Raw genomic sequence first — 19,300 nt, 5'->3', positions numbered from 1 at the left:
AACAAAGCCACAAAAGCAGCTTTCAAAACCAGCAAGACAACCAAAAAGCCATCCCGCCAGACAGTCCAATCAAACGCTCAATCGAGCCCTTCTCGGAAACTCAAGGGCGCAGCCCGCTGTCGCCAGCAGCGCCGCCGCCCTCGTTGTGAGCGGTATATAGGCCCCACCAACCAAACCTGTCAACAAGGCCAAATCGCTTTTTTGAAGTTTTTTTGACATCGCCGGAGAGCCTGCCGCCGCTTGCCATGCATCCGCCCGACCGCGCCTTATTGAGGCCGGATTTCGCGCCTAGCGGCAAGGGACGGCAACGGGCGCCGTGCGCGCGCGTTTCCGTGTTGACTTGAACCGGGAGCCGGGCAACTGTCCGCTGGCCGGACAAGACCGAGGGCCTTGCCGTCATGCAGGTCGGGGGACAAGCGACAGGGACTGGATAGGGGCAGCATGCAGGAATCGCCTGGAATCGTTGAGGCGCTTGGAAACACGGATCCGATTCTCGCGGGCGATCGCCGGCAGCCTCCGGACCGGCGTGAAATCTCGGTGCGCTGGCTTTCCGGCACCTTCCTGACAGGCCTGACCTCCACGCTGCTGATGGGCGTTGCGCTTTCCGCCGCCCTCGAAGGCCGCCAGCAACTCGCGACACCGCCGGAAATCCTGCTCGCCGACGAGCTTGCACCCGATGGAGAGGGAACCGGCGTAGCCAAGACCGGGCGGCTCGCCCTCGCGCGCCCCGCCCCGAAGGCCAATGACCGCAAGCGCATGGAAGTCTCCACCATGGTGCGCAGCGGCGATTCCAACGTTGTCCGGATGGTTCCCTTCGTCGAGGTGTCGATGGCGCTTGCCGCCGGGCACACGACGGACCGTTCCTATCCCCGCTTCGATCCCCTGTCCGTTTTCTCCGAGAAGGCCATCGCGTCGGTAGAGGGAACGACCGGCACCATCTATGGCGCCAAGGTGGAAAGCGAGGTCACGCTGCGGACCCTCGATTTCCCGCTGGCCTCGGCGGAGTATGACGAGCGCAGCGGCCTTTCGGCCAACGAGGTCGAGGAGGTCGTGCGCCGCACCGGTGCGATCCTGACCGACGGCGCGGTCCAGGTCGCCGCCCTGCATTACGTCGATCCGACCCGTTTCGGCGAAACCTATCCGGGCCTGACACTGGCGCTCCCCCACAATGTCAGGATCGTCCAGGAGAACGTCTCGCTGGCGCCGCTCTCCATCGGTGACGAGCCGTCGGTCGGCTATGCCGAGGACGTAATCGTCTTTCGCGAAAGCGGAGAACTGGCTGACACCTTCGCCCGCCACGGCTATGAGGGCGCCGACGCCGCCGGCATGAGCGAGGCCATCGCCACCCTGCTGCAGGGCTCGCGGCTGAAGGCCGGGTCGGTCGTAAGGTTCGGACTGGAGACGCTCGGTGACCAGGCAACCATCATGCGCGCCAGCGTCTATGCCGGCGACGACCATGTCCTGACCATAGCCCGGGACGACCGCGGCCAGTATGTTCCGGCCGAAGAACCGCTCGGCTCCTTCGACGTCGCAGGCTACCTGGAGAATTCGCCGCCGCCGGTCCGGTCCAAGACCGACCTGCCCACGGTCTATGACGGCATCTACCGCGCCGCCTTCTCCTACGGCCTGACCGAGGAGATGACCAAGGAACTGATCCGCCTGCTGGCAGCCGACGTCGATTATCAGGCGCGCCTCAACCCGTCAGACAGGATCGACGTCTTCTTTTCCAACCCGGACGAGAATTCGCGCGCCACGGACAAGTCGCGCATGCTTTACGTCAAGGCGAGTTTCGGCGGACACACGCGCACCTTTTTCCGCTGGCAGGACGAAGCGGGCAAGACGGACTATTTCGACGAGAACGGGCGCTCGGCACGCCAGTTCCTGCTGCGCAATCCCGTTCCCAACGGCAAGTTCCGCTCCGGATTCGGCATGCGGCGCCACCCGATCCTGGGCTATTCGCGCATGCATACCGGTGCCGACTGGTCCGCCCCCACCGGCACGCCGATCATCGCATCCGGCAATGGCGAGGTGGAAAAGGCTGGATGGGCGGGCGGTTACGGCCGCCAGACCATCATCCGTCACGCCAACGGCTACAAGACGAGCTACAATCACCAGAGCGCCTTCGCCAAGGGCATCAAGGCCGGCGCCCGTGTCCGTCAGGGCCAGATCATCGGCTATATCGGCTCGTCAGGTCTGTCGACCGGGCCCCACTTGCACTATGAACTCATGGTCAATGGCCGCAAGGTCGACCCGATGCGCGTCCGCCTGCCCACCGGCAAGGTGCTCAAGGGCGAGGAACTGGCGGCTTTCCAGCAGGAACGCGAACGCATCGAGGCGCTTCTGGAAACCGGCGACAACGGCGAACTGGAAGTCGCCAGCCGCTGACGGCGTCCCGCCGACGCGCCGCTACTCCGTGAACTCCACCGTCACGCCCGGCTTGACCATGCGCGCCAGTTCGTCTGCATCCCAATTGGTCAGCCGCACGCATCCATGGCTGTTGGTCTTGCCGATGCGGGACGGTTCCGGCGTCCCGTGAATGCCGTAGGTCGGCTTCGAAAGCGCAATCCAGATGCTGCCGACGGGGCCGTTGGGGCCCGGCGGGATTCGCAGAACCTTGTCATTGGCGCCCTGCTTGAAATTGATCCTGGGATTGTAGGTGTATTCCGGATCGAAGGCGATGCGCTCGACCGTGACCGTGCCGCTCGGCGAAGGCCTGTCGGTGGACCCGATGGTGGCCGGATAGGCCGCGACCAGCCTGCCGGCCGCATCATAGGCCCGAACCTGCTCGCGTCCCTTGTCGGCGACGATCCGGACAACATCCGAATGGACCCGCATGCCCGGCACCGCGACCTTGATCACGGTTCCCGGACGCGAGAAATCGGCCTCCGGGTTGAGCCAGCGCAGGAAGGCTTCGTCCATGTGGAACTTCTCCGCGATCGCCTCGGCGGGGGAGGTATAGGACAGCCGCTCAAGCTTGGCCTTGTCGCCATAATCGGCCGGAACCGACGCGACATAGGGGCCGGCCGCATCGGCATTGGTGACGCGGTAATCGGCGAAGGCCGGTCCGCCACGCGCGGCAAGCTGCGAATCGATCAGCGCCTCGTCGGTGACGGCAAGATCATTGCCGGTCATCATCCGCCAAGCCCTGAGCGCATTGGCCATGTTGGAGCCGTTGACGCCGTCGATCACGCCCGGCGAAGCCCCGGCGCGGTCAAGCAGCACCTGCGCCTTGGCGATCGCCAGCCGGGAGGCGGCCAGTGGCTGGACCCGCGGCTCTTCCGGACCGGCGTCCCGGCGCACAGTTCCGGTTGCCCGCCGGTCGAGCGCGGGCGGCTCGGCCCTGGCCTCCGACAGGGGCGCGCGCTCCACGGCGCGGTCACGAACCGCCGGCGCCAGCGTGCGCGACGGTCGCGGCGCCTCCAGCCCCGGATATTGACGTGCCCGGCGTTCGGCCGGCACCTCGCGGAACTGGCGGCTGGACGGGTCATAATGGTCGCGCGGAAGGCGGCGCACCGGTTCGCGATGGATACGCCGCGCCGGTTCCACCGCAACCACCTCGCCCGTGAACGGATTCACATAGATGCGCTCGCCATTGCGCCCGATATGGATCTCGGCCTCCACCTGGGCCACGGTCAGCGCTTCTTCGGCGGCCGCCGCCTGCAGCGAGAGCGCAAACAGGGGAAGCAGGGAAAGGACAAGGCTGTGGACTTTCAAGGCGCGGCTCCCGCTCTGATTTGCATTCGGCACGGCAATCAGATCACATCGATCATGAACCGGGCATGAAGATGACCGTCAGACGCCGGAAAAGCCCAGCTCCCGCCGGCGTTTCTTTGTCAGCCCTTCGGCGGCGAGCCGGTGGCTTTCCGCGAGATAGTCCCTCAGCGCGTCGTCATCCATGCTTTCATCCGAGACGCGCTGGATCCAGGTCATGCCGCGGCTGGCCAGATGCGGCGCCGGGCGCAGGCCAGGCTGCTCCTTCAAGATGTCATAGGAAAAGGCAGAGCACTTGAAGGTCACCCGCCCCGGCTCGCCCGCATCGAAACGGGCTATGGCGAAGACCTTCGTGTCCACTTTCCAGACATGCGCGCCGCGCCATTGCACGACATGATTGGCATGCGGCAGGCAAGCGCAGAAGGCGTTGTAATCGTCGAGCGTCATGACCCATGAGCAGATGAAAAGGCCGGACGCGTCAAGCGCCCGGCCTTCGTTTTCGCGCTGAAACGTTCGGTCAGGCGGCCTGTTCGGTGGCCTCGCCACCGCCCTTCGGCCGGAAGACCAGCCGGTCGGAACCGGCGGTGATCCTGACGGTGGAGTTGTCGAATACCTCGCCCATGAGGATCTTCTCGGCCAGCGGGTCCTGAAGTTCCTTCTGGATCACCCGCTTGAGCGGACGCGCGCCATAGGCCGGATCGTAGCCCTTGCTGGCCAGCCATTCGATGGCTTCCTGGTCGAGATCGAGCACGATCTTGCGGTCGGCCAGCAGCTTTTCCAGCCGCTTGAGCTGAATCTCCACGATCGCGCCCATGTCCTTGCGCCGCAGGCGGTGGAACAGGATGATCTCGTCCACGCGGTTGAGGAACTCGGGCCGGAACGAGGCCTTGACCACGGCCATGACATCGTCACGCGCGGCGTCCACGTCCTGCTCCTCGCCCAGGTTGACCAGATATTCCGAACCGAGGTTCGACGTCATGATGATGAGCGTGTTGCGGAAATCGACCGTGCGGCCCTGTCCGTCGGTCAGGCGGCCGTCGTCCAGAACCTGGAGCAGCACGTTGAACACGTCCGGATGTGCCTTCTCGACCTCGTCGAAGAGGACCACCTGGTAGGGCCGCCGGCGCACGGCTTCCGTCAGCGCCCCGCCCTCGTCATAGCCGACATAGCCGGGAGGCGCCCCGATGAGCCGCGAGACGGCATGCTTTTCCATGTATTCCGACATGTCGATGCGCACCATCGCGCTCTCGTCGTCAAACAGGAAATTGGCCAGCGCCTTGGTCAGTTCGGTCTTGCCCACGCCCGTCGGGCCGAGGAACATGAACGAGCCGATCGGCCGGTTCGGGTCCTGCAATCCGGCTCGTGCCCGGCGCACCGCCTTGGAAACAGCCTGCACGGCCTCTCCCTGGCCGACAACGCGGCGTGCCAGTTCGTCTTCCATGCGCAAGAGCTTGTCGCGCTCGCCTTCCAGCATCTTGTCCACGGGCACGCCGGTCCAGCGGGAGACGACATGGGCCACATGGTCCGGCGTCACGGTCTCCTCGACCATCGAACCGGCATCGCCGTCGCGCTCTTCAGCCGTCTTCAGCTTGCGCTCCAGTTCCGGGATCTTGCCATAGGCCAGTTCGCCGGCCTTCTGGAACTCGCCCGAACGCTGCGCGATGGCCAGGTCGTTGCGCGCCTCGTCAAGCTGCCGCTTCAGGTCGGCGGCCTCGCCAAGCTTGGCCTTTTCCGACTGCCAGGTGGCCGTCAGCGCGGCCGATTCCTCCTCGAGCCCCGCCAGTTCCTGCTCCAGCTTTGCCAGACGGTCCCTGGAGGCCTCGTCCTTTTCGACCTTCAGCGCCTCGCGCTCGATCTTGAGCTGCATGATGCGGCGGTCGATTTCGTCCAGCGCCTCGGGTTTGCTGTCCACCTGCATGCGCAGGCGCGATGCCGCTTCGTCCACAAGGTCGATGGCCTTGTCCGGCAGGAATCGGTCGGTGATGTAGCGGTTGGAAAGCGAGGCCGCGGCCACGAGCGCCGAGTCGGAAACGCGGACCTTGTGGTGCTGCTCGTATTTTTCCTTCAGCCCGCGCAGGATGGAGATGGTGTCCTCCACCGTCGGTTCGTTGACGAAGACCGGCTGGAACCGGCGCGCCAGCGCGGCGTCCTTTTCCACGTGCTTGCGGTATTCGTCCAGCGTCGTGGCGCCCACGCAGTGCAATTCGCCGCGCGCCAAGGCCGGCTTCAGCAGGTTGGAGGCGTCCATCGCCCCTTCCGACTTGCCCGCGCCCACCAGCGTGTGCATCTCGTCGATGAACAGCACGATGCCGCCCGCCGCCGCCTGGACTTCCGACAGCACCGCCTTCAGCCGCTCCTCGAACTCGCCGCGATACTTCGCGCCGGCAATCAGCGATCCCATGTCGAGGGCCAGCAGGCGCTTGTCCTTCAGGCTTTCGGGCACGTCGCCATTGACGATGCGAAGCGCCAGGCCCTCCGCGATGGCGGTCTTGCCGACACCCGGTTCGCCAATCAGCACGGGATTGTTCTTGGTGCGCCGAGACAGGACCTGGATGGTCCGGCGGATCTCGTCGTCACGGCCGATCACCGGATCGAGCTTTCCGGCGCGCGCATCCGCCGTCAGGTCGCGGGCATATTTCTTCAGCGCGTCGTAGCCCTGTTCGGCGGATGCCGAATCGGCCGTGCGGCCGGCGCGGATATCGTTGATGACCTGGTTGAGGGCAGTCGGCGTCACGCCCGCCTTGGCGAGGATATCAGCGGTCTTGGCCGACTTCTCCATGGCCAGCGCCGTCAGCAGCCGCTCCACCGTCACGAAGCTGTCGCCGGCCTTCTTCGCCAGGTCTTCCGCCGTGGCGAAGACCTTGGCCAGAGGCTGGGCGAGATAAAGCTGCCCGTTGCCGCCTTCGACCTTCGGCATCGCGTTGAGCGCGGCCTCGACGCCGATGCGGACATCCTTCGAACGCCCGCCGGCACGGTCGATCAGCGAGGCGGCGAAGCCCTCCTCGTCGTCGATCAGCACCTTGAGCAGGTGTTCGGGCGAAAACTGCTGGTGATTGCGGGTCAGCGCCGCGGTCTGGGCCGCCTGGATGAACCCGCGCACACGCTCGGAATATTTCTCGACATTCATGTCCTGTCTCCTCTCCTCGCCGGCCCGCTTGGCGCGGCACCGGTTCGGGCCAAGTGACGGGAACCCTCTTGGAGGCGTCCCCTCTTTGTTCGTTCCGGATATGGGAAGTGGCCGCTCATTCCGCAAGCTGCATGAAGAACGGGTGCGGCATGCCGCCGCATGGCGCGGTCCGATGGACCGGCGGCTTCTGATCGGCTAAGCGAGGACGATGAACACGCTACTGGTCTATGCCCTGGCCGCGATGGCCGAAATCGCCGGATGCTTTGCCTTCTGGGCGTGGTTCCGGCTGGACAGGAGCGCGCTCTGGCTCCTGCCCGGCATGGCGAGCCTGGCGCTTTTCGCATGGCTGCTGGCGCTCAGTCCCTCCGCCTTTGCCGGCCGCGCCTTCGCCGCCTATGGCGGTGTCTATATCGCCGCCTCGCTCGCCTGGCTCTGGATGGTGGAAGGCCATCGCCCGGATCACTGGGACATGGCCGGCGCCGTGATCTGCCTGGCGGGCGCAGCCGTCATCCTGTGGGCCCCGCGCGGCGCCTGACATAGTCATCCGACGGCCCGGAAACGAAAAAAGGCGGCGCCGGAGCACCGCCTTCAAATCGTGTCGCGGAAAGCGAACCGTCTTATTCGGCAGCTTCCACGGCGCTTTCGCCGCCAGACTGTCCGTCTTCGCCGCCCTCGGCGGAATCGCCTTCGGCCTTGGGCTTGCGCGGGCGACGGGTGCGCTTCGGCTTCGCGGTCTCGCCGTCGCCATCACCGGCTTGCGGTTCGGTCTTGTCCTGCTCGGCAGAGGGCGCCTCGCTGCCGGCCTTCGCGGCCGCTTCACCGTCCTGGTCGCGGTCGCGGCGGCGCGGCCTGCGGTTGCGGCGGCCACCCTGGCTTTCGCCCTGTTCGTCGCCAAGCGCCACTTCGGCCGGCGTTCCCTCGATCACCGGCTGCGGACCGGATCCGTCGTCGCCACGCTCATCGTCGCCCCGGTTGTCGTCGCCGCGATTGTCGCGGTTGTCGCGCCGGTTGTCGGAAGCGCTGGCGCCTTCGTTGCGCTCGTCGCCATCATCGTCGTCATCGTCGCGGGCATCGCGTTGCGGCTGCACCTGCGCCATGGCGGCGGCAATGATGCGATTGTAGTGTTCGGCATGCTGCAGGTAGTTCTCGGCCATGACGCGGTCGCCGGCGCTCATGGCGTCCCGGGCCAGCGCGCCGTACTTGTCGGCCACCTGCTGCGCGGAGCCGCGAATCTTCACATCCGGCCCGTTGCTTTCATAGGTGCGGGTCAGCGGATTGGGACCCTTGCGGTTGTTGTTGTTCCGCCCGCGCATGCGCCGATTCTGCTGGTTTGGCCTCATGTCTCTCTCTTCAATCGGAATCGATGTTCGTTCAGGATCGCACTACGCCCTGCTTCCTTGGGCTGCAGCCCGGCAATGCCCCCCCGGCTCTGCCATTGGCGAATTCTGCCTGACTGACGTGGACAGGGCGTCGCGGATGGCAGGTTGCGTCTTTTGCGCGCGCCCGGCGATGCAATATGCATCGGCCTTCCTGTGCTTCCTTGTTCGTCAGCGGGAACCGGTACTGCTTCAGGTCCACTGCCTGTTCATGTCCGGTGACCGGAAACTATAGTCATTCGCATGGAATGCCAAGCTTTTTTTCCAGGATCGTCCTGTCCCCCGTTTTTCATAGCCTTTCAAACAGGATAACCCTGTCGTGACCGGAAAGATCCCGTGCGGCTTTCGCCACAATGTAACCTGATTCGCCGAACAGGCGGCAAACCGTTTCCCGCTGGTCGAAACCATGTTCGACGGCGATCAGCCCGTCCCGGGCAAGGTGGCGGCCCGCTTCCACGGCAAGCACCCGGTAGGGGTCAAGGCCGTCCGGCCCGCCATCGAGCGCTGCACGGGGATCATGGTCGCGGACCTCGCGATCCAGACGTCTCAAGCCGTCACTCGGTATGTAGGGCGGATTCGACACGATGACATTGAAAATTCCGTCAACGGCGGAGAACCAGTCGGATACGCGGAAAGTGGCCCTTGTATCCAGACCGGCCATCCGGGCATTGGCGCGCGCGGTTTCCACCGCGTCCGCTGAAATGTCGACGCCCAGTCCGGTTGCCTGCGGCACCTCGTCGAGCAGCGCCAGCAGGATGGCGCCGGTTCCGGTGCCAAGGTCGAGAATGCGCGGCTTGATGCCACGCCGCACCGTCTCTTCCAGTACGGGTATAACCATGTCGATCAGGATTTCCGTGTCGGGACGCGGTTCCAGCGTCTCCGGCGACAGCGACAGGACGAGGTTGCGGAATGGCCGATACCCGAGAATCCGGTGAACCGGTTCGCCTGCAGCCCGGCGCGCCACGGCCTGCAGGAGGCGCTGCGCCTCTTCGTCACAAACCGAGCGGTCGCCATCGGCGATCAGCCGCGTGGCATCGAGGCCGAGCACACCGGTGGCAAGCAGCCGGCTGTCCGTTCCGGGTTGCTTCACGCCGGCATCTGCCAGTGTGCGGCGGCAATGCTCCATCAGGGCGTCCAGCCGCATCGTCAAGCTCCACCCTCGGCGGCCAGCAGGCCGGACTGGTGGTCGGCGACGAGGGCATCGATGATCTCGTCGAGATCGCCTTCCATCACCCGGTCCAGCTTGTAGAGCGTCAGGTTGATGCGGTGGTCCGTCACCCGGCCTTGCGGAAAATTGTAGGTGCGGATGCGCTCGGACCGGTCGCCCGAGCCCACTTGCAGGCGGCGCGCCTCCGATCGCTCGTCCGCCGCCCGTTCCCGTTCCATGTCGTAGAGCCTGGCGCGCAGCACCTGCATGGCACGTGCCCTGTTCTGGTGCTGCGACTTTTCCGACGAGGTGACGACGATCCCGGTCGGCAGATGCGTGATCCGCACGGCGGAATCGGTCGTGTTGACATGCTGCCCGCCCGCGCCGGAGGCACGCATCGTGTCGATGCGGATGTCCTCCGCACGAATGTCGATGTCCACGTCCTCAGCTTCCGGCAATACCGCGACCGTGGCCGCTGACGTATGGATGCGCCCGCCCGCCTCCGTCACCGGGACGCGCTGCACACGGTGGACGCCCGATTCGAACTTCAGCCGCGAGAACACGCCCTTGCCCGAAACCGTTGCGATGATTTCCTTGTAGCCGCCCGCCTCGCCCTCGCTGGCCGAAGCCACCTCCACCTTCCAGCCGTGATCGGCGGCATAGCGCTCATACATGCGGAACAGGTCGCCTGCGAACAGCGCCGCTTCCGAACCGCCCGTGCCGGCCCGGATTTCCAGGATCGCGCTTTTCTCGTCGGCCGCGTCGCGCGGCAGCATGAGGATGCGGATCTCGCTTTCCAGCGCCTCGATGCGCGCCTCGACCTCCGGATAATCCATCTCGGCGAGATCGCGCATCTCCTGGTCGGTGGACCGGTCCGCCAGCAGGGCGTCCAGCCCTTGCAGTTCCTCGCGCGCTGCCGTCAGGTCGCGGACCTTCCTGGCCAGCGGCTCCAGGTCGGCATATTCGCCGGCCATCTTCACATAGGCGTCCGGCTCCACGCCCGCCGCCATCTGCGCCTCGAGCATCTCGAAGCGCTTGAGGACCTGCGCCAGCCTGTCGGCGGGAATCGTCGTCATCCTGCCAGCCGCCTCACAAGGGGATCGAATGGTCGCGCGCGAATTCGCGCAGCAAGGCGTGAATGTCGGTGCGGCCCGGCGCGTCCAGCGCGGCGGTGAGCTTCGCGTTCAAGGCAGCGGCATCCAGTTCCAGCAGCATCGCCTTGACCGGGCCGATGGCCGCCGGCGCCATGGAGATGGAGCGGAAACCGAGCCCGACCAGCGCCATCGCCGAAAGCGGGCGCCCGGCCAGTTCTCCGCACAGCGTCAGGCTGGTGTTCGCCGCCGCCGCCGCGTCCACGATCTGCCGCAACACGCGCAGGAAGGGCGCCGCCAGCGGGTCGAACCGGTCCGCCACGAGCGGGTTCGACCGGTCTGCCGCCATGATGAACTGGAACAGGTCGTTGGAGCCGACCGACAGGAAGTCCACCTGCTTCATCAACTCCGGCATCTGCCACAAAAGGGCCGGCACCTCCACCATTGCGCCCAGCTTCAGCCGCGTCGGCAGCAGATGGGCAAAGCGTGACAGGTGCCGCACTTCGCGGTCGATCATGGCGCGGGCCGCGCGGATTTCCGAAACGTCGGTGACCATCGGCAGCATGACACGCAATTCCCGCCCGCCCGCGGCCTTGAGCAAGGCGCGCATCTGGGTGCGGAACAGGCCGGGCTTGTCCAGTGTCAGCCGGATCGCGCGCCAGCCGAGCGCAGGGTTTTCCTCCGCCTGCGAGGCGGCGAAATAGGGCAGCACCTTGTCGCCGCCGATGTCCAGCGTGCGGAAGGTGACAGGCTTGTCCTCGGCGATCTCGATGACCTGCCGGTAGAGCCTCTCCTGCTCCTCGGCACGCGGGAACGTAGCCGCGACCATGAACTGCAGTTCGGTGCGGAACAGGCCGATGCCCTCGGCGCCCGATTCGGCAAGTTGCGGCAGGTCGACCGCCAGCCCCGCATTCATGAACAGGCCGATCGTCTGGCTGTCCTTTGTCACGGCCGGACGGTTGCGAAGCGACCGGTAAAGTTCCTGCCGGCGGGCGCGGAACTTCACCTTTTCCGCAAACGCCTGCTCGATGTCAGACTGGGGACGAAGATGAACCGAGCCGTCATCGCCGTCGATGATGATCGGGTCGCCGTTCTCGGACATGGAGACCACGCCCTTGACCTGCCCGGCGACGGGTATGCCCATGGCGCGCGCGACGATGACCACATGGCTCGTCACCGCGCCTTCCTCCAGCACCAGCCCGCGCAGCCGCTCGCGCGGATAGTCCAGCAGTTCGGCCGCGCCCATGGACCGGGCGACGATGATGGAATCGCGCGGCTGGCTTGCCGCCAGGTCCTCCGGGCTGCGCCCCATGAGCTGGCGCAGAAGGCGGTTGGCCAGGTCGTCGAAATCGTTCATCCGTTCCCGGATATAGGGATCGGTGACATGCATCATGCGCGCGCGCATGTCGCTCTGCACCTTTTCGACCCCGGCTTCGGCCGTCAGCCCGTTGTTGATGGCCTCCTCCAGCCGGCGCACCCAGCCGCGGTCATGGGCGAACATGCGATAGGCTTCGAGCACCGCCCGATGCTCGCCGTCAAAGGCGATCTCCGTGCGCGTCAGCATGTCGTCGATGGACAGGCGCAGCGAACTGAGCGCCTTTTCCAGCCGCTCAAGCTCGGCATCCGTGTCCTCGGCAAAGAGGTTCGTGACGACGATGCGCGGTTCATGCAGCACGACATGGCCGAGTCCCACGCCATCGGAAAAGGCCACGCCGTTGAACACCGCCGGACGCCGCAGGTCCAGTTCGATGCCCGGACGCGACAGGTTGGCGAGGTCGCCGGTGGCGATCATCTCGGCGATGACCATGGCGGTGGTTTCCAGCGCCTCGATCTCGTCCTCGCGATAGACGCGCTGCGTCTTGTTCTGCACGACGAGGACACCGAGCGTGCGGCCCGCGCGCAGCACCGGAACGCCGAGGAAGGAGGAATAGATTTCCTCGCCCGTTTCCGGCAGGTAGGTGAAGGCGGGATGGCTTTGGGCGTCGGCGAGGTTCAGCGGCCGCGCCGAGGCCGCGATGGTGCCGACAAGACCCTGGCCGAGGCGCAATTGCGCCAGATGGACGGCCTGAGGATTGAGACCCTCGGTGGCGTAAAGCTCCAGCACGCCGTCGGCGCGCAGCACGTAGAGCGAGCAGACCTCGGCCACCATGTTCCGGGCGATCTCGGCCACGATGCGGTCGAGACGCGGCTGCGGCTCCAGCGCCTCCGCCATGATTTCACGCAGGCGCTTGAGAAGCACCCGGGGGCCGACTGCGAACTCCGCCATGAATCGTTCCACCTCCAAAAGGTACGGGCCGCGCGAACCATGTGTCCGCGCCGCCCCGCCCCCGCGATTTCGTTTGTCCCGCCTCTGGTCTTGCACCCGGCTTGTCCGCCGCCGGGTTGCGAACCGGTCATGTCCCGGACGGCAGTGCGCTCAGGCCTTGTCCAGACCGTATACGGAATGAAGCGTGCGTACGGCAAGTTCCGCATATGGGCCATCGATCAGGATCGATATCTTGATTTCGGACGTCGTGATGGCCCGGATGTTGATGCCCTTTTCGGCGAGCGCCTTGAAGGCGGTAGCCGCGACGCCGGCGTGGCTGCGCATGCCGATGCCGATGACCGAGACCTTGACCAGCCCGCCTTCGGACTGCACGGCATCGAAACCGACCTTGTCACGGTTCTTGTCCAGCACCGCCAGCGCCTTGTCCAGGTCGCCGGTCGGAACGGTGAACGTCATGTCGGTCTTCGAGCCATCCTCGGAAATGTTCTGGACGATCATGTCGACATTGATGTTGGCCTCGGCCAGCGGTCCGAAAATGCCGGCCGAGACGCCGGGACGGTCGGCCAGGCGGCGCAGCGAGATCTGCGCCTCGTCCTTGGCATAGGCAATACCGGTAACGACCTGCTGTTCCACGATTTCATCCTCGTCGCAAATGAGTGTCCCGGGCGGATTGTCGAAATCGCCCATGCCGGGCGCGTCGGGATCCTCGAAGGAGGATCGCACGAAGGTGCGCACCTTGTGTACCATGGCCAGTTCCACCGAGCGGACCTGCAGCACCTTGGCGCCGAGCGACGCCATCTCCAGCATTTCCTCGAAGGAGACTTTCGGCAGGCGCCGTGCCTTCGGTTCGATGCGCGGATCGGTCGTGTAGACCCCGTCCACGTCGGTGTAGATGTCGCAGCGGTCCGCCTTCACCGCCGCGGCGATGGCCACCGCCGACGTGTCGGACCCGCCCCGCCCCAGCGTCGCGATGCGGTTGTCCGGCCCGATGCCCTGGAAGCCGGCGACGACGGCGACCTGACCCTCGCCGAACCGGCGCACGAGGTCGGAACCGTCGATATCGGCGATGCGTGCCGCGCCATGGGCGTTGTCGGTCTTCACCGGGATCTGCCAGCCCTGCCAGGAACGCGCATTGACGCCCATGGACTGCAGCGCGATGGCCAGCAGGCCGGATGTCACCTGTTCACCGGAAGCGACGATGGTATCGTATTCGCGGGCGTCGAAGAAAGGCGAGGCCGCGCCGGTCACCTTCGGCATGGCCTGTACCCAGCCGACCAGTTCATTGGTCTTGCCGGCCATGGCGGAAACGACCACGGCCACTTCATGCCCGGCATCGACTTCACGCTTCACGTGGCGGGCGACGTTGTGGATGCGTTCCAGGTCGGCAACGGACGTGCCGCCGAATTTCATTACGATACGCGCCATGGAAAGCCGCCAGTGTCCCCGATCGCTTCCAGGGGCGCCATGATGCGCCGCCTGCATGAGAAAGCGCCCCGCCTGTGCCGTTCAGCCGGAGCGCCGTGCGCGGCTTCCATATCCAATCGGATGGTCTTGCGCAAGGTTGCGCGGCGCCATGGAGCCTTGACTTTCGCACCCGGGAGGCCGACTTCCCTTGGCGGCAGCAAGACAGGCGCGAAAACGGAGCACGGGATGAACAGCCAGGGCCAGACAACCATCGACGCAGCCGAGGTCGAGCGCTTTTCCCGCATGGCCGCCGAATGGTGGGATCCGCGCGGCAAGTTCCGCCCGCTGCACAAGTTCAATCCCGTCCGGCTCGACTATATCCGGGAAACGGTGATCGCCCATTTCGGGCTCGATCCCCGGGCCTCGCGGCCTTTCGAGGGCCTGCGCTTCCTCGATATCGGCTGCGGCGGCGGCCTGCTGAGCGAGCCGATGACGCGTCTGGGCGCCTCGGTCACCGGCGCCGACGCCTCGGAGGTGAACATCGAGGTCGCCCGCATCCACGCCGCCGAAAGCGGCCTCGAGATCGACTACCGCGCGACCACGGCCGAGGCGCTGGCCGATGCCGGGGAACGTTTCGACGTCGTGCTCAACATGGAAGTTGTCGAGCACGTGGCCGACGTGAACCTCTACATGCGCAAATGCGCCGAGATGGTGAAGCCCGGCGGACTCATGTTCATCGCCACCATCAACCGCACCATGAAGGCCTGGGGCCTTGCCATCATCGGCGCGGAATACGTGCTTCGCTGGCTGCCCAAGGGCACCCACCAATACGAGAAGCTGGTGACCCCGGCAGAGATCGACGCCGCGCTGGCTCCCACCGGCATGACCGTGCTGGAGCGCAGCGGCGTGTCGTACAATCCGCTCGCAGACCGTTGGGCCCGCTCGCGCGATCTGGACGTCAATTACATGGTGCTCGCCACGCGGCCGAGATAGCGGAAGCTCTGACAGGGCGGGGACCGGTTTCCGGGCCAGGCTCAGTTCTTGTCGTCGGGCAGGACGGGCAAGGGCATCACCGGCACCCCCTCGTCGAGGAGTTCGGCCACATCGGCCGGATTTGCCTCGCCGCGGATGGCCCGCGACTCGACCTCGCCATAATGGATCTTGCGCGCTTCATCCACGAAGCGGTCGCCCACATCCTCGGAATTGGCGATGGCGGCCTTTGCCAGTTCGCGAAGTTTCGTCAGCGCCGCCTTCTGTTCGGCGGATACGGCCAGCGCCATCCTTTCCTTGCGCCGCGCGGTCGAGACGGCCGGTGCCATCAACGCCTTGGAAACAGCGCCGGAACCGCACACCGGGCAGGACACCAGCCCGCGCCCGTTCTGGCTGTCGAAATCGTCGTTGCTGCGGAACCATCCATCGAAGGCGTGGCCATGATCGCAGGTGAGCGAGAAGCGGATCATGCGTCCTGCTCCGCCTCCCGGGCCGCGACCGTGCGGACGGAAAAGTCGCGCGCGTTCTTCAGGTTCGGAATTTTCGCCCGCGCAGCGGCGACGGCGGCCGTGTCGATCTCGGCCACCAGCACACCGGGCTCCGCGTCGCCCTTGTCCGCCACGACCCTGCCCCACGGATCGACGACGAGCGAATGGCCATAGGTCTCGCGCCCGTCGGCATGCGTGCCGCCCTGGGCGGCCGAAATGACCCAGGCACCGTTCTCGATGGCTCGGGCGCGAATCAGCGCGTGCCAATGCGCCTCGCCGGTCTGCCGCGTGAAAGCCGCGGGTGTCGTCAGCACCTCGGCGCCGGCCAGGGCCTGCGCGCGGAAAAGCTGCGGGAAGCGCAGGTCGTAGCAGATCGACAGGCCCACTTTCGCAAGGCCGGTGTCCGCGATGACGGTTTCCCCGCCCGGCGTGTAGGTGGAGGATTCGCGCCAGCTCTCGCCATTGTCGAGATCGACGTCGAACATGTGGATCTTGTCGTAGGTGGCAATCCTTTCGCCGCCGGGACCGAACAGGAAGGCGCGGTTGGCGATCTTGCCGCCAGCGGCCGCGATGGCGGTCGAGCCGACATGGAGGACGATGTCCAGTTCCCCTGCCAGCCGCGCGGCGGTTGCCGCTATGACATCCTCGTCTTCCGGCTTGAGCACAGCGAACAGCGCCTGCCGGTCGCGCTGCACCGCGCCGGTCATTTCCGGGGTCTGGATATAGCGCGCCCCTTGCGCGGCAGCCTCGCGCACCATGGCTTCCATCGCTGCGGCATTTTCCTCCGGATCGGTGCCGGAACGCATCTGGATGCAGGCTGCGATGAACCGGGTCATGACGCGTTTGTCCTCAGGAGAGCGTGCCGGTGGCCAGCAGGCCGTCGAGGCGGCCGGCGGCATCGAGCGCATGCAGGTCGTCGCAACCGCCGACGTGAACGTCGCCGACGAAGATCTGCGGGAAGGTGGAGCCGCCCTGCGACCGCTCGACCATCTCGCGGCGAAGATCTGGCGAATAGGTGGCGTCGTGCTCGGTGTAGGAAACGCCCTTGGAATCGAGCAGGCGCTTTGCGGCCGTGCAGAATCCGCAGAACATCCGGGTGTAGATCGTGACTTCAACCATGAAACGGTTTCCCTGTTGTTCCCGCTATATAGGCGCCCCGGCGAAGCTCTGGAAGTCCCCCGGCAGGACCCGCGCGAAGGTCAGGACGTCGACCTCTCCGGCCTTGGCCCGTTTCAAGGCCCGCGTCGCGGCGTTCACGGTCGCACCGGTCGTGTAGACGTCGTCGACCAGCAGGATGCGGCGCCCGTGCACCTCGGCCAGCATCGTGTCCGGCACCCGGAACGCGCCGCGCACATTGGCTTCGCGCTCGTTGCGCGCCAGCCCGACCTGCTGCGCGGTCCTGCGCCTGCGCTCCAGCGCTTCCGGCCGGAAGGGCAGGCCGGTGCGGCTGGCCAGCGCCCGCCCCAGTTCGGCCGACTGGTTGAAGCGGCGCCGGAAGAAACGCCAGGGATGCAGGGGCACCGGCACGATCACATCCGCGTCGCAAATCAGGTCGTGGCCTGCACGGTGCATCCAGCCCGCCATCCAGCGGGCCAGATCGGTCCGGTCATTGTATTTCAGCGCCTGGACCAGCCTGCGCGCCGTGCCGTCATAGGCGGCCGCCGAGCGGCAGCGGGCGAAGGGCGGCGGGTTCGCGATCGCTTCGGCGGACAGGAACCCCTCGCCCATCTCGTGCGCGAATGGCGTCCCATAGACCGGGCAGACCGGATGTTCGATCATGCGCAGATGCGGCCAGCACCGTCCGCACAGCGTGCCCGGTGCGCTGACGATCCGCCGGCAACCCGGACAGACCGGCGGAAACAGGATCCGCGCCACTTCTTCGCCCCAAACGGAAATTCGGCCCTTGATCATCCCGCCCCGATCCGCCACCTCTTGCGCCAGAGCCATGGCGGCAGTTCATGATGCACGTGAAGATTGCGTCCTTCAACTCCAAAGGCAGCCCGATGCAAACCGTCTTCGACACCGAACAGGTCCTTGCCCGGCGCCGCCGCGCTTTCCGCGATCCGGTTGAAGGCGCCGATTTCCTGATGCGCCATGCGGCGCAGGATCTTGCCCTGCGCCTGTCCACCACGGGCCGGACCTTCACCCGGGCGGGCGTCCTGCACTGCCTGACCGGCCATGCCCGCGAGGCACTCGTAGCGTCCGGAAAGGCCGGGGACATTGTTTCGGTGGAAGCCGACGCTCTTTTCCCTGCCCACCGGGCGGACACCGTGACGGCTGGCCCGGAAACGCTGGGCCTCGAACCGGCAAGCCTCGACCTGGCGGTGAGCCTGCTGAGCCTCCACGATGTCAACGACACACCAGGCTTGCTGGCCCAGATCCGCCATGCGCTAAGGCCCGACGGCCTGTTTCTCGGCGCGATGGCCGGAACCGGCACGCTGGCGGAACTGCGCGAGAGCGTTCTGGCCGCCGAGACCGAACTCACCGGCGGCGCCGCGCCCCGCGTCCATCCGTTCGCGGACGTGCGCGCCGCCGGCGCCCTGCTGCAAAGGGCGGGTTTCGCCCTGCCTGTCACCGATTTCGAAAGCCTGACCGTGCGCTACGCGAACCCTCTGGCCCTGTTGCGCGACCTGCGCGCCATGGGCGCGACAAATGCGCTGTCAAGCCGGAGCCGCAAGCCCTTGCGCAGGGACGTGCTGGCCCGCGCAATGCAGATCTACGCCGAACGCTTCAGCGACCCGGACGGACGCATCCGGGCGACGTTCTCGATCGTCTGGCTGTCGGGATGGGCGCCGGACCCCTCGCAGCAGAAACCGCTCAGGCCAGGCACCGCAAGCCACTCGCTGGCCGAGGTCCTTGGACGTCAGGGAAAATGAAGCCGCGCTACTGCAGCTTGTCCGAGACCGGCTGCATGCTGGAATTGACGCTCGTCCCGACGGACGCGGCGGCAGAAAAGATCGCGATCGAGATGATTGACGCAATCAGCGCATACTCGATGGCTGTCGTCCCTTTTTCATCTTTCAGAAATCTCTTGAACATGCGCGCCATCCAGTTCTTGCGATCCTCGATCCCAGAAATATTAGCAGCACGGACTTTAATTACCGCTAACGCACAAGGTTAACAAAAAAGCAATTTGTGGTTGTCTTTCGCTCTGCCGTTCCGCAATCGCCGTCAGCAGTCGCCCGATCGCACGCCGTTGTTCCGGATGATGCAAACGGAATCAGGTGCATCCTGCAGCACGGAACGCCTTACCACATAGGTATTGCTGTATGGCGCGATGGAGCCGGTCGCCATGCGGTCGAGGCCCGCCGGGCCGCTGCGCTGGGCAAGCGTGCGCACATGGTTTTCCGCGACCGGCGTGAGGATCACCGCGAGTGCCGCCGCCGCAGACCCGAACAGGAGAACGATGCGCAGGACGCCCATCCCCGCCGCGCTGGCGCTGTTGCGCACGGTGCCCCTCATCGAATACCAGTCTGAACTCTCGGCCATGTCGAAACCCCCAGCCACTAACAGAACCACCTCGCGCCATGCGCGTCCCGTCTCGACCATGACATCGATGGCTAAACGATCGATTAACGATAAATCGGACGTTTCCTTGCGCTCCCCGTCTTGTCCGGTTCCGGCCTGCACGGATGCCGGCTTCACGCCGGCAGCCACCGGAAACAACCCGGTGGGGTGTTTCAGGGAAAAGCGGGGATGC

General features: G+C 65.9%; 18 protein-coding genes. 4 read left to right on the top strand and 14 right to left on the bottom strand.

Annotated elements, in window-relative coordinates; genetic code table 11:
• Positions 1-441: 441 nt before the first annotated feature.
• Positions 442-2,385, top strand: coding sequence for a peptidoglycan DD-metalloendopeptidase family protein (locus ACLB6G_RS05670; protein ID WP_410355130.1), 1,944 nt, complete (start codon positions 442-444; stop codon positions 2,383-2,385).
• Between the two features lie 21 nt (positions 2,386-2,406).
• Here ACLB6G_RS05670 and ACLB6G_RS05665 read toward each other — a convergent pair whose 3' ends face one another.
• From ACLB6G_RS05665 to clpB, 3 genes are all read right to left on the bottom strand, one after another.
• Positions 2,407-3,714 carry a L,D-transpeptidase gene (locus tag ACLB6G_RS05665; RefSeq protein WP_410355129.1) on the bottom strand — a complete coding sequence of 436 codons (1,308 nt, stop codon included), beginning with the start codon at positions 3,712-3,714 and terminating at the stop codon, positions 2,407-2,409.
• Between the two features lie 78 nt (positions 3,715-3,792).
• Positions 3,793-4,158 (bottom strand): MmcQ/YjbR family DNA-binding protein, encoded by a 366-nt coding sequence (locus ACLB6G_RS05660; protein WP_410355128.1) that lies wholly within the window; start codon positions 4,156-4,158, stop codon positions 3,793-3,795.
• A gap of 70 nt (positions 4,159-4,228) precedes the next feature.
• Positions 4,229-6,838, bottom strand: coding sequence for an ATP-dependent chaperone ClpB (gene clpB / locus ACLB6G_RS05655; RefSeq protein ID WP_410355127.1), 2,610 nt, complete (start codon positions 6,836-6,838; stop codon positions 4,229-4,231).
• A gap of 208 nt (positions 6,839-7,046) precedes the next feature.
• Between clpB and ACLB6G_RS05650 the strand changes: the two genes are divergently transcribed.
• A complete protein-coding gene (locus ACLB6G_RS05650) occupies positions 7,047-7,373 on the top strand; it encodes a YnfA family protein (protein ID WP_410355126.1) in 327 nt (108 codons plus the stop codon).
• Positions 7,374-7,455: 82 nt separating this feature from the next.
• Here the strand turns inward: ACLB6G_RS05650 and ACLB6G_RS05645 are convergent, their stop codons facing one another.
• From ACLB6G_RS05645 to ACLB6G_RS05625, 5 genes are all read right to left on the bottom strand, one after another.
• Complete coding sequence (locus ACLB6G_RS05645) at positions 7,456-8,151, bottom strand: DUF4167 domain-containing protein (RefSeq protein WP_410355125.1); 696 nt, start codon at positions 8,149-8,151, stop codon at positions 7,456-7,458.
• A gap of 352 nt (positions 8,152-8,503) precedes the next feature.
• Positions 8,504-9,358, bottom strand: a complete 855-nt coding sequence (gene prmC / locus ACLB6G_RS05640; protein WP_410355124.1) for a peptide chain release factor N(5)-glutamine methyltransferase — start codon at positions 9,356-9,358, stop codon at positions 8,504-8,506.
• A gap of 2 nt (positions 9,359-9,360) precedes the next feature.
• On the bottom strand, positions 9,361-10,437 hold the full coding sequence (gene prfA, locus ACLB6G_RS05635; RefSeq protein ID WP_410355123.1) for a peptide chain release factor 1: 1,077 nt from the start codon (positions 10,435-10,437) through the stop codon (positions 9,361-9,363).
• A 13-nt stretch (positions 10,438-10,450) separates the two neighbouring features.
• A complete protein-coding gene (ptsP, locus tag ACLB6G_RS05630) occupies positions 10,451-12,718 on the bottom strand; it encodes a phosphoenolpyruvate--protein phosphotransferase (RefSeq protein WP_410355122.1) in 2,268 nt (755 codons plus the stop codon).
• A 150-nt stretch (positions 12,719-12,868) separates the two neighbouring features.
• Positions 12,869-14,143, bottom strand: coding sequence for an aspartate kinase (locus ACLB6G_RS05625; RefSeq protein ID WP_410355121.1), 1,275 nt, complete (start codon positions 14,141-14,143; stop codon positions 12,869-12,871).
• A 225-nt stretch (positions 14,144-14,368) separates the two neighbouring features.
• Between ACLB6G_RS05625 and ubiG the strand changes: the two genes are divergently transcribed.
• Complete coding sequence (gene ubiG, locus ACLB6G_RS05620; protein WP_410355120.1) at positions 14,369-15,115, top strand: bifunctional 2-polyprenyl-6-hydroxyphenol methylase/3-demethylubiquinol 3-O-methyltransferase UbiG; 747 nt, start codon at positions 14,369-14,371, stop codon at positions 15,113-15,115.
• Between the two features lie 41 nt (positions 15,116-15,156).
• Here the strand turns inward: ubiG and ACLB6G_RS05615 are convergent, their stop codons facing one another.
• From ACLB6G_RS05615 to ACLB6G_RS05600, 4 genes are read right to left on the bottom strand one after another with little or no spacing between them, the layout of a single operon-like run.
• Entirely contained in the window at positions 15,157-15,582 is a 426-nt protein-coding gene (locus tag ACLB6G_RS05615) for a DUF1178 family protein (RefSeq protein WP_410355119.1), read from the bottom strand.
• The gene (locus tag ACLB6G_RS05610; protein WP_410355118.1) at positions 15,579-16,436 is read right to left on the bottom strand and encodes a carbon-nitrogen hydrolase family protein; all 858 of its coding nucleotides are present in this window, start codon (positions 16,434-16,436) and stop codon (positions 15,579-15,581) included. Before ACLB6G_RS05610 ends, ACLB6G_RS05615 begins: the two co-directional genes overlap by 4 nt.
• Positions 16,437-16,449: 13 nt before the next feature.
• Positions 16,450-16,719 carry a glutaredoxin 3 gene (gene grxC / locus ACLB6G_RS05605; RefSeq protein WP_410355117.1) on the bottom strand — a complete coding sequence of 90 codons (270 nt, stop codon included), beginning with the start codon at positions 16,717-16,719 and terminating at the stop codon, positions 16,450-16,452.
• Positions 16,720-16,743: 24 nt separating this feature from the next.
• Complete coding sequence (locus tag ACLB6G_RS05600) at positions 16,744-17,511, bottom strand: ComF family protein (protein WP_410355176.1); 768 nt, start codon at positions 17,509-17,511, stop codon at positions 16,744-16,746.
• A gap of 92 nt (positions 17,512-17,603) precedes the next feature.
• Here ACLB6G_RS05600 and ACLB6G_RS05595 point away from each other — a divergent pair, with 92 nt between their 5' ends.
• Complete coding sequence (locus tag ACLB6G_RS05595; protein ID WP_410355175.1) at positions 17,604-18,476, top strand: methyltransferase domain-containing protein; 873 nt, start codon at positions 17,604-17,606, stop codon at positions 18,474-18,476.
• A 7-nt stretch (positions 18,477-18,483) separates the two neighbouring features.
• Here ACLB6G_RS05595 and ACLB6G_RS05590 read toward each other — a convergent pair whose 3' ends face one another.
• Both ACLB6G_RS05590 and ACLB6G_RS05585 read right to left on the bottom strand, forming a co-directional pair.
• Positions 18,484-18,648 carry a Flp family type IVb pilin gene (locus ACLB6G_RS05590; RefSeq protein WP_410355116.1) on the bottom strand — a complete coding sequence of 55 codons (165 nt, stop codon included), beginning with the start codon at positions 18,646-18,648 and terminating at the stop codon, positions 18,484-18,486.
• Positions 18,649-18,771: 123 nt separating this feature from the next.
• On the bottom strand, positions 18,772-19,257 hold the full coding sequence (locus tag ACLB6G_RS05585; protein WP_410355115.1) for a hypothetical protein: 486 nt from the start codon (positions 19,255-19,257) through the stop codon (positions 18,772-18,774).
• Between the last annotated feature and the right edge of the window lie 43 nt (positions 19,258-19,300).

Origin of the sequence: Zhengella sedimenti, assembly GCF_046506625.1 — a bacterium.
Classification (GTDB): domain Bacteria; phylum Pseudomonadota; class Alphaproteobacteria; order Rhizobiales; family Rhizobiaceae; genus Zhengella; species Zhengella sedimenti.
Note: the sequence above shows the minus strand (reverse complement) of the source record. Positions and strands in the feature narration are given on the sequence as shown.

What these genes read in the sequence shown, in the direction of transcription:
- ACLB6G_RS05670 (WP_410355130.1), top strand. Translation starts at nt 442, where the DNA reads ATGCAGGAATCGCCTGGAATCGTTGAGGCGCTTGGAAACACGGATCCG.
- ACLB6G_RS05660 (WP_410355128.1), bottom strand. Translation starts at nt 4,158, where the DNA reads ATGACGCTCGACGATTACAACGCCTTCTGCGCTTGCCTGCCGCATGCC.
- clpB (WP_410355127.1), bottom strand. Translation starts at nt 6,838, where the DNA reads ATGAATGTCGAGAAATATTCCGAGCGTGTGCGCGGGTTCATCCAGGCG.
- ACLB6G_RS05650 (WP_410355126.1), top strand. Translation starts at nt 7,047, where the DNA reads ATGAACACGCTACTGGTCTATGCCCTGGCCGCGATGGCCGAAATCGCC.
- ACLB6G_RS05645 (WP_410355125.1), bottom strand. Translation starts at nt 8,151, where the DNA reads ATGCGCGGGCGGAACAACAACAACCGCAAGGGTCCCAATCCGCTGACC.
- prmC (WP_410355124.1), bottom strand. Translation starts at nt 9,358, where the DNA reads ATGCGGCTGGACGCCCTGATGGAGCATTGCCGCCGCACACTGGCAGAT.
- prfA (WP_410355123.1), bottom strand. Translation starts at nt 10,437, where the DNA reads ATGACGACGATTCCCGCCGACAGGCTGGCGCAGGTCCTCAAGCGCTTC.
- ptsP (WP_410355122.1), bottom strand. Translation starts at nt 12,718, where the DNA reads ATGGCGGAGTTCGCAGTCGGCCCCCGGGTGCTTCTCAAGCGCCTGCGT.
- ACLB6G_RS05625 (WP_410355121.1), bottom strand. Translation starts at nt 14,143, where the DNA reads ATGGCGCGTATCGTAATGAAATTCGGCGGCACGTCCGTTGCCGACCTG.
- ubiG (WP_410355120.1), top strand. Translation starts at nt 14,369, where the DNA reads ATGAACAGCCAGGGCCAGACAACCATCGACGCAGCCGAGGTCGAGCGC.
- ACLB6G_RS05615 (WP_410355119.1), bottom strand. Translation starts at nt 15,582, where the DNA reads ATGATCCGCTTCTCGCTCACCTGCGATCATGGCCACGCCTTCGATGGA.
- ACLB6G_RS05610 (WP_410355118.1), bottom strand. Translation starts at nt 16,436, where the DNA reads ATGACCCGGTTCATCGCAGCCTGCATCCAGATGCGTTCCGGCACCGAT.
- grxC (WP_410355117.1), bottom strand. Translation starts at nt 16,719, where the DNA reads ATGGTTGAAGTCACGATCTACACCCGGATGTTCTGCGGATTCTGCACG.
- ACLB6G_RS05600 (WP_410355176.1), bottom strand. Translation starts at nt 17,511, where the DNA reads ATGATCAAGGGCCGAATTTCCGTTTGGGGCGAAGAAGTGGCGCGGATC.
- ACLB6G_RS05595 (WP_410355175.1), top strand. Translation starts at nt 17,604, where the DNA reads ATGCAAACCGTCTTCGACACCGAACAGGTCCTTGCCCGGCGCCGCCGC.
- ACLB6G_RS05590 (WP_410355116.1), bottom strand. Translation starts at nt 18,648, where the DNA reads ATGGCGCGCATGTTCAAGAGATTTCTGAAAGATGAAAAAGGGACGACA.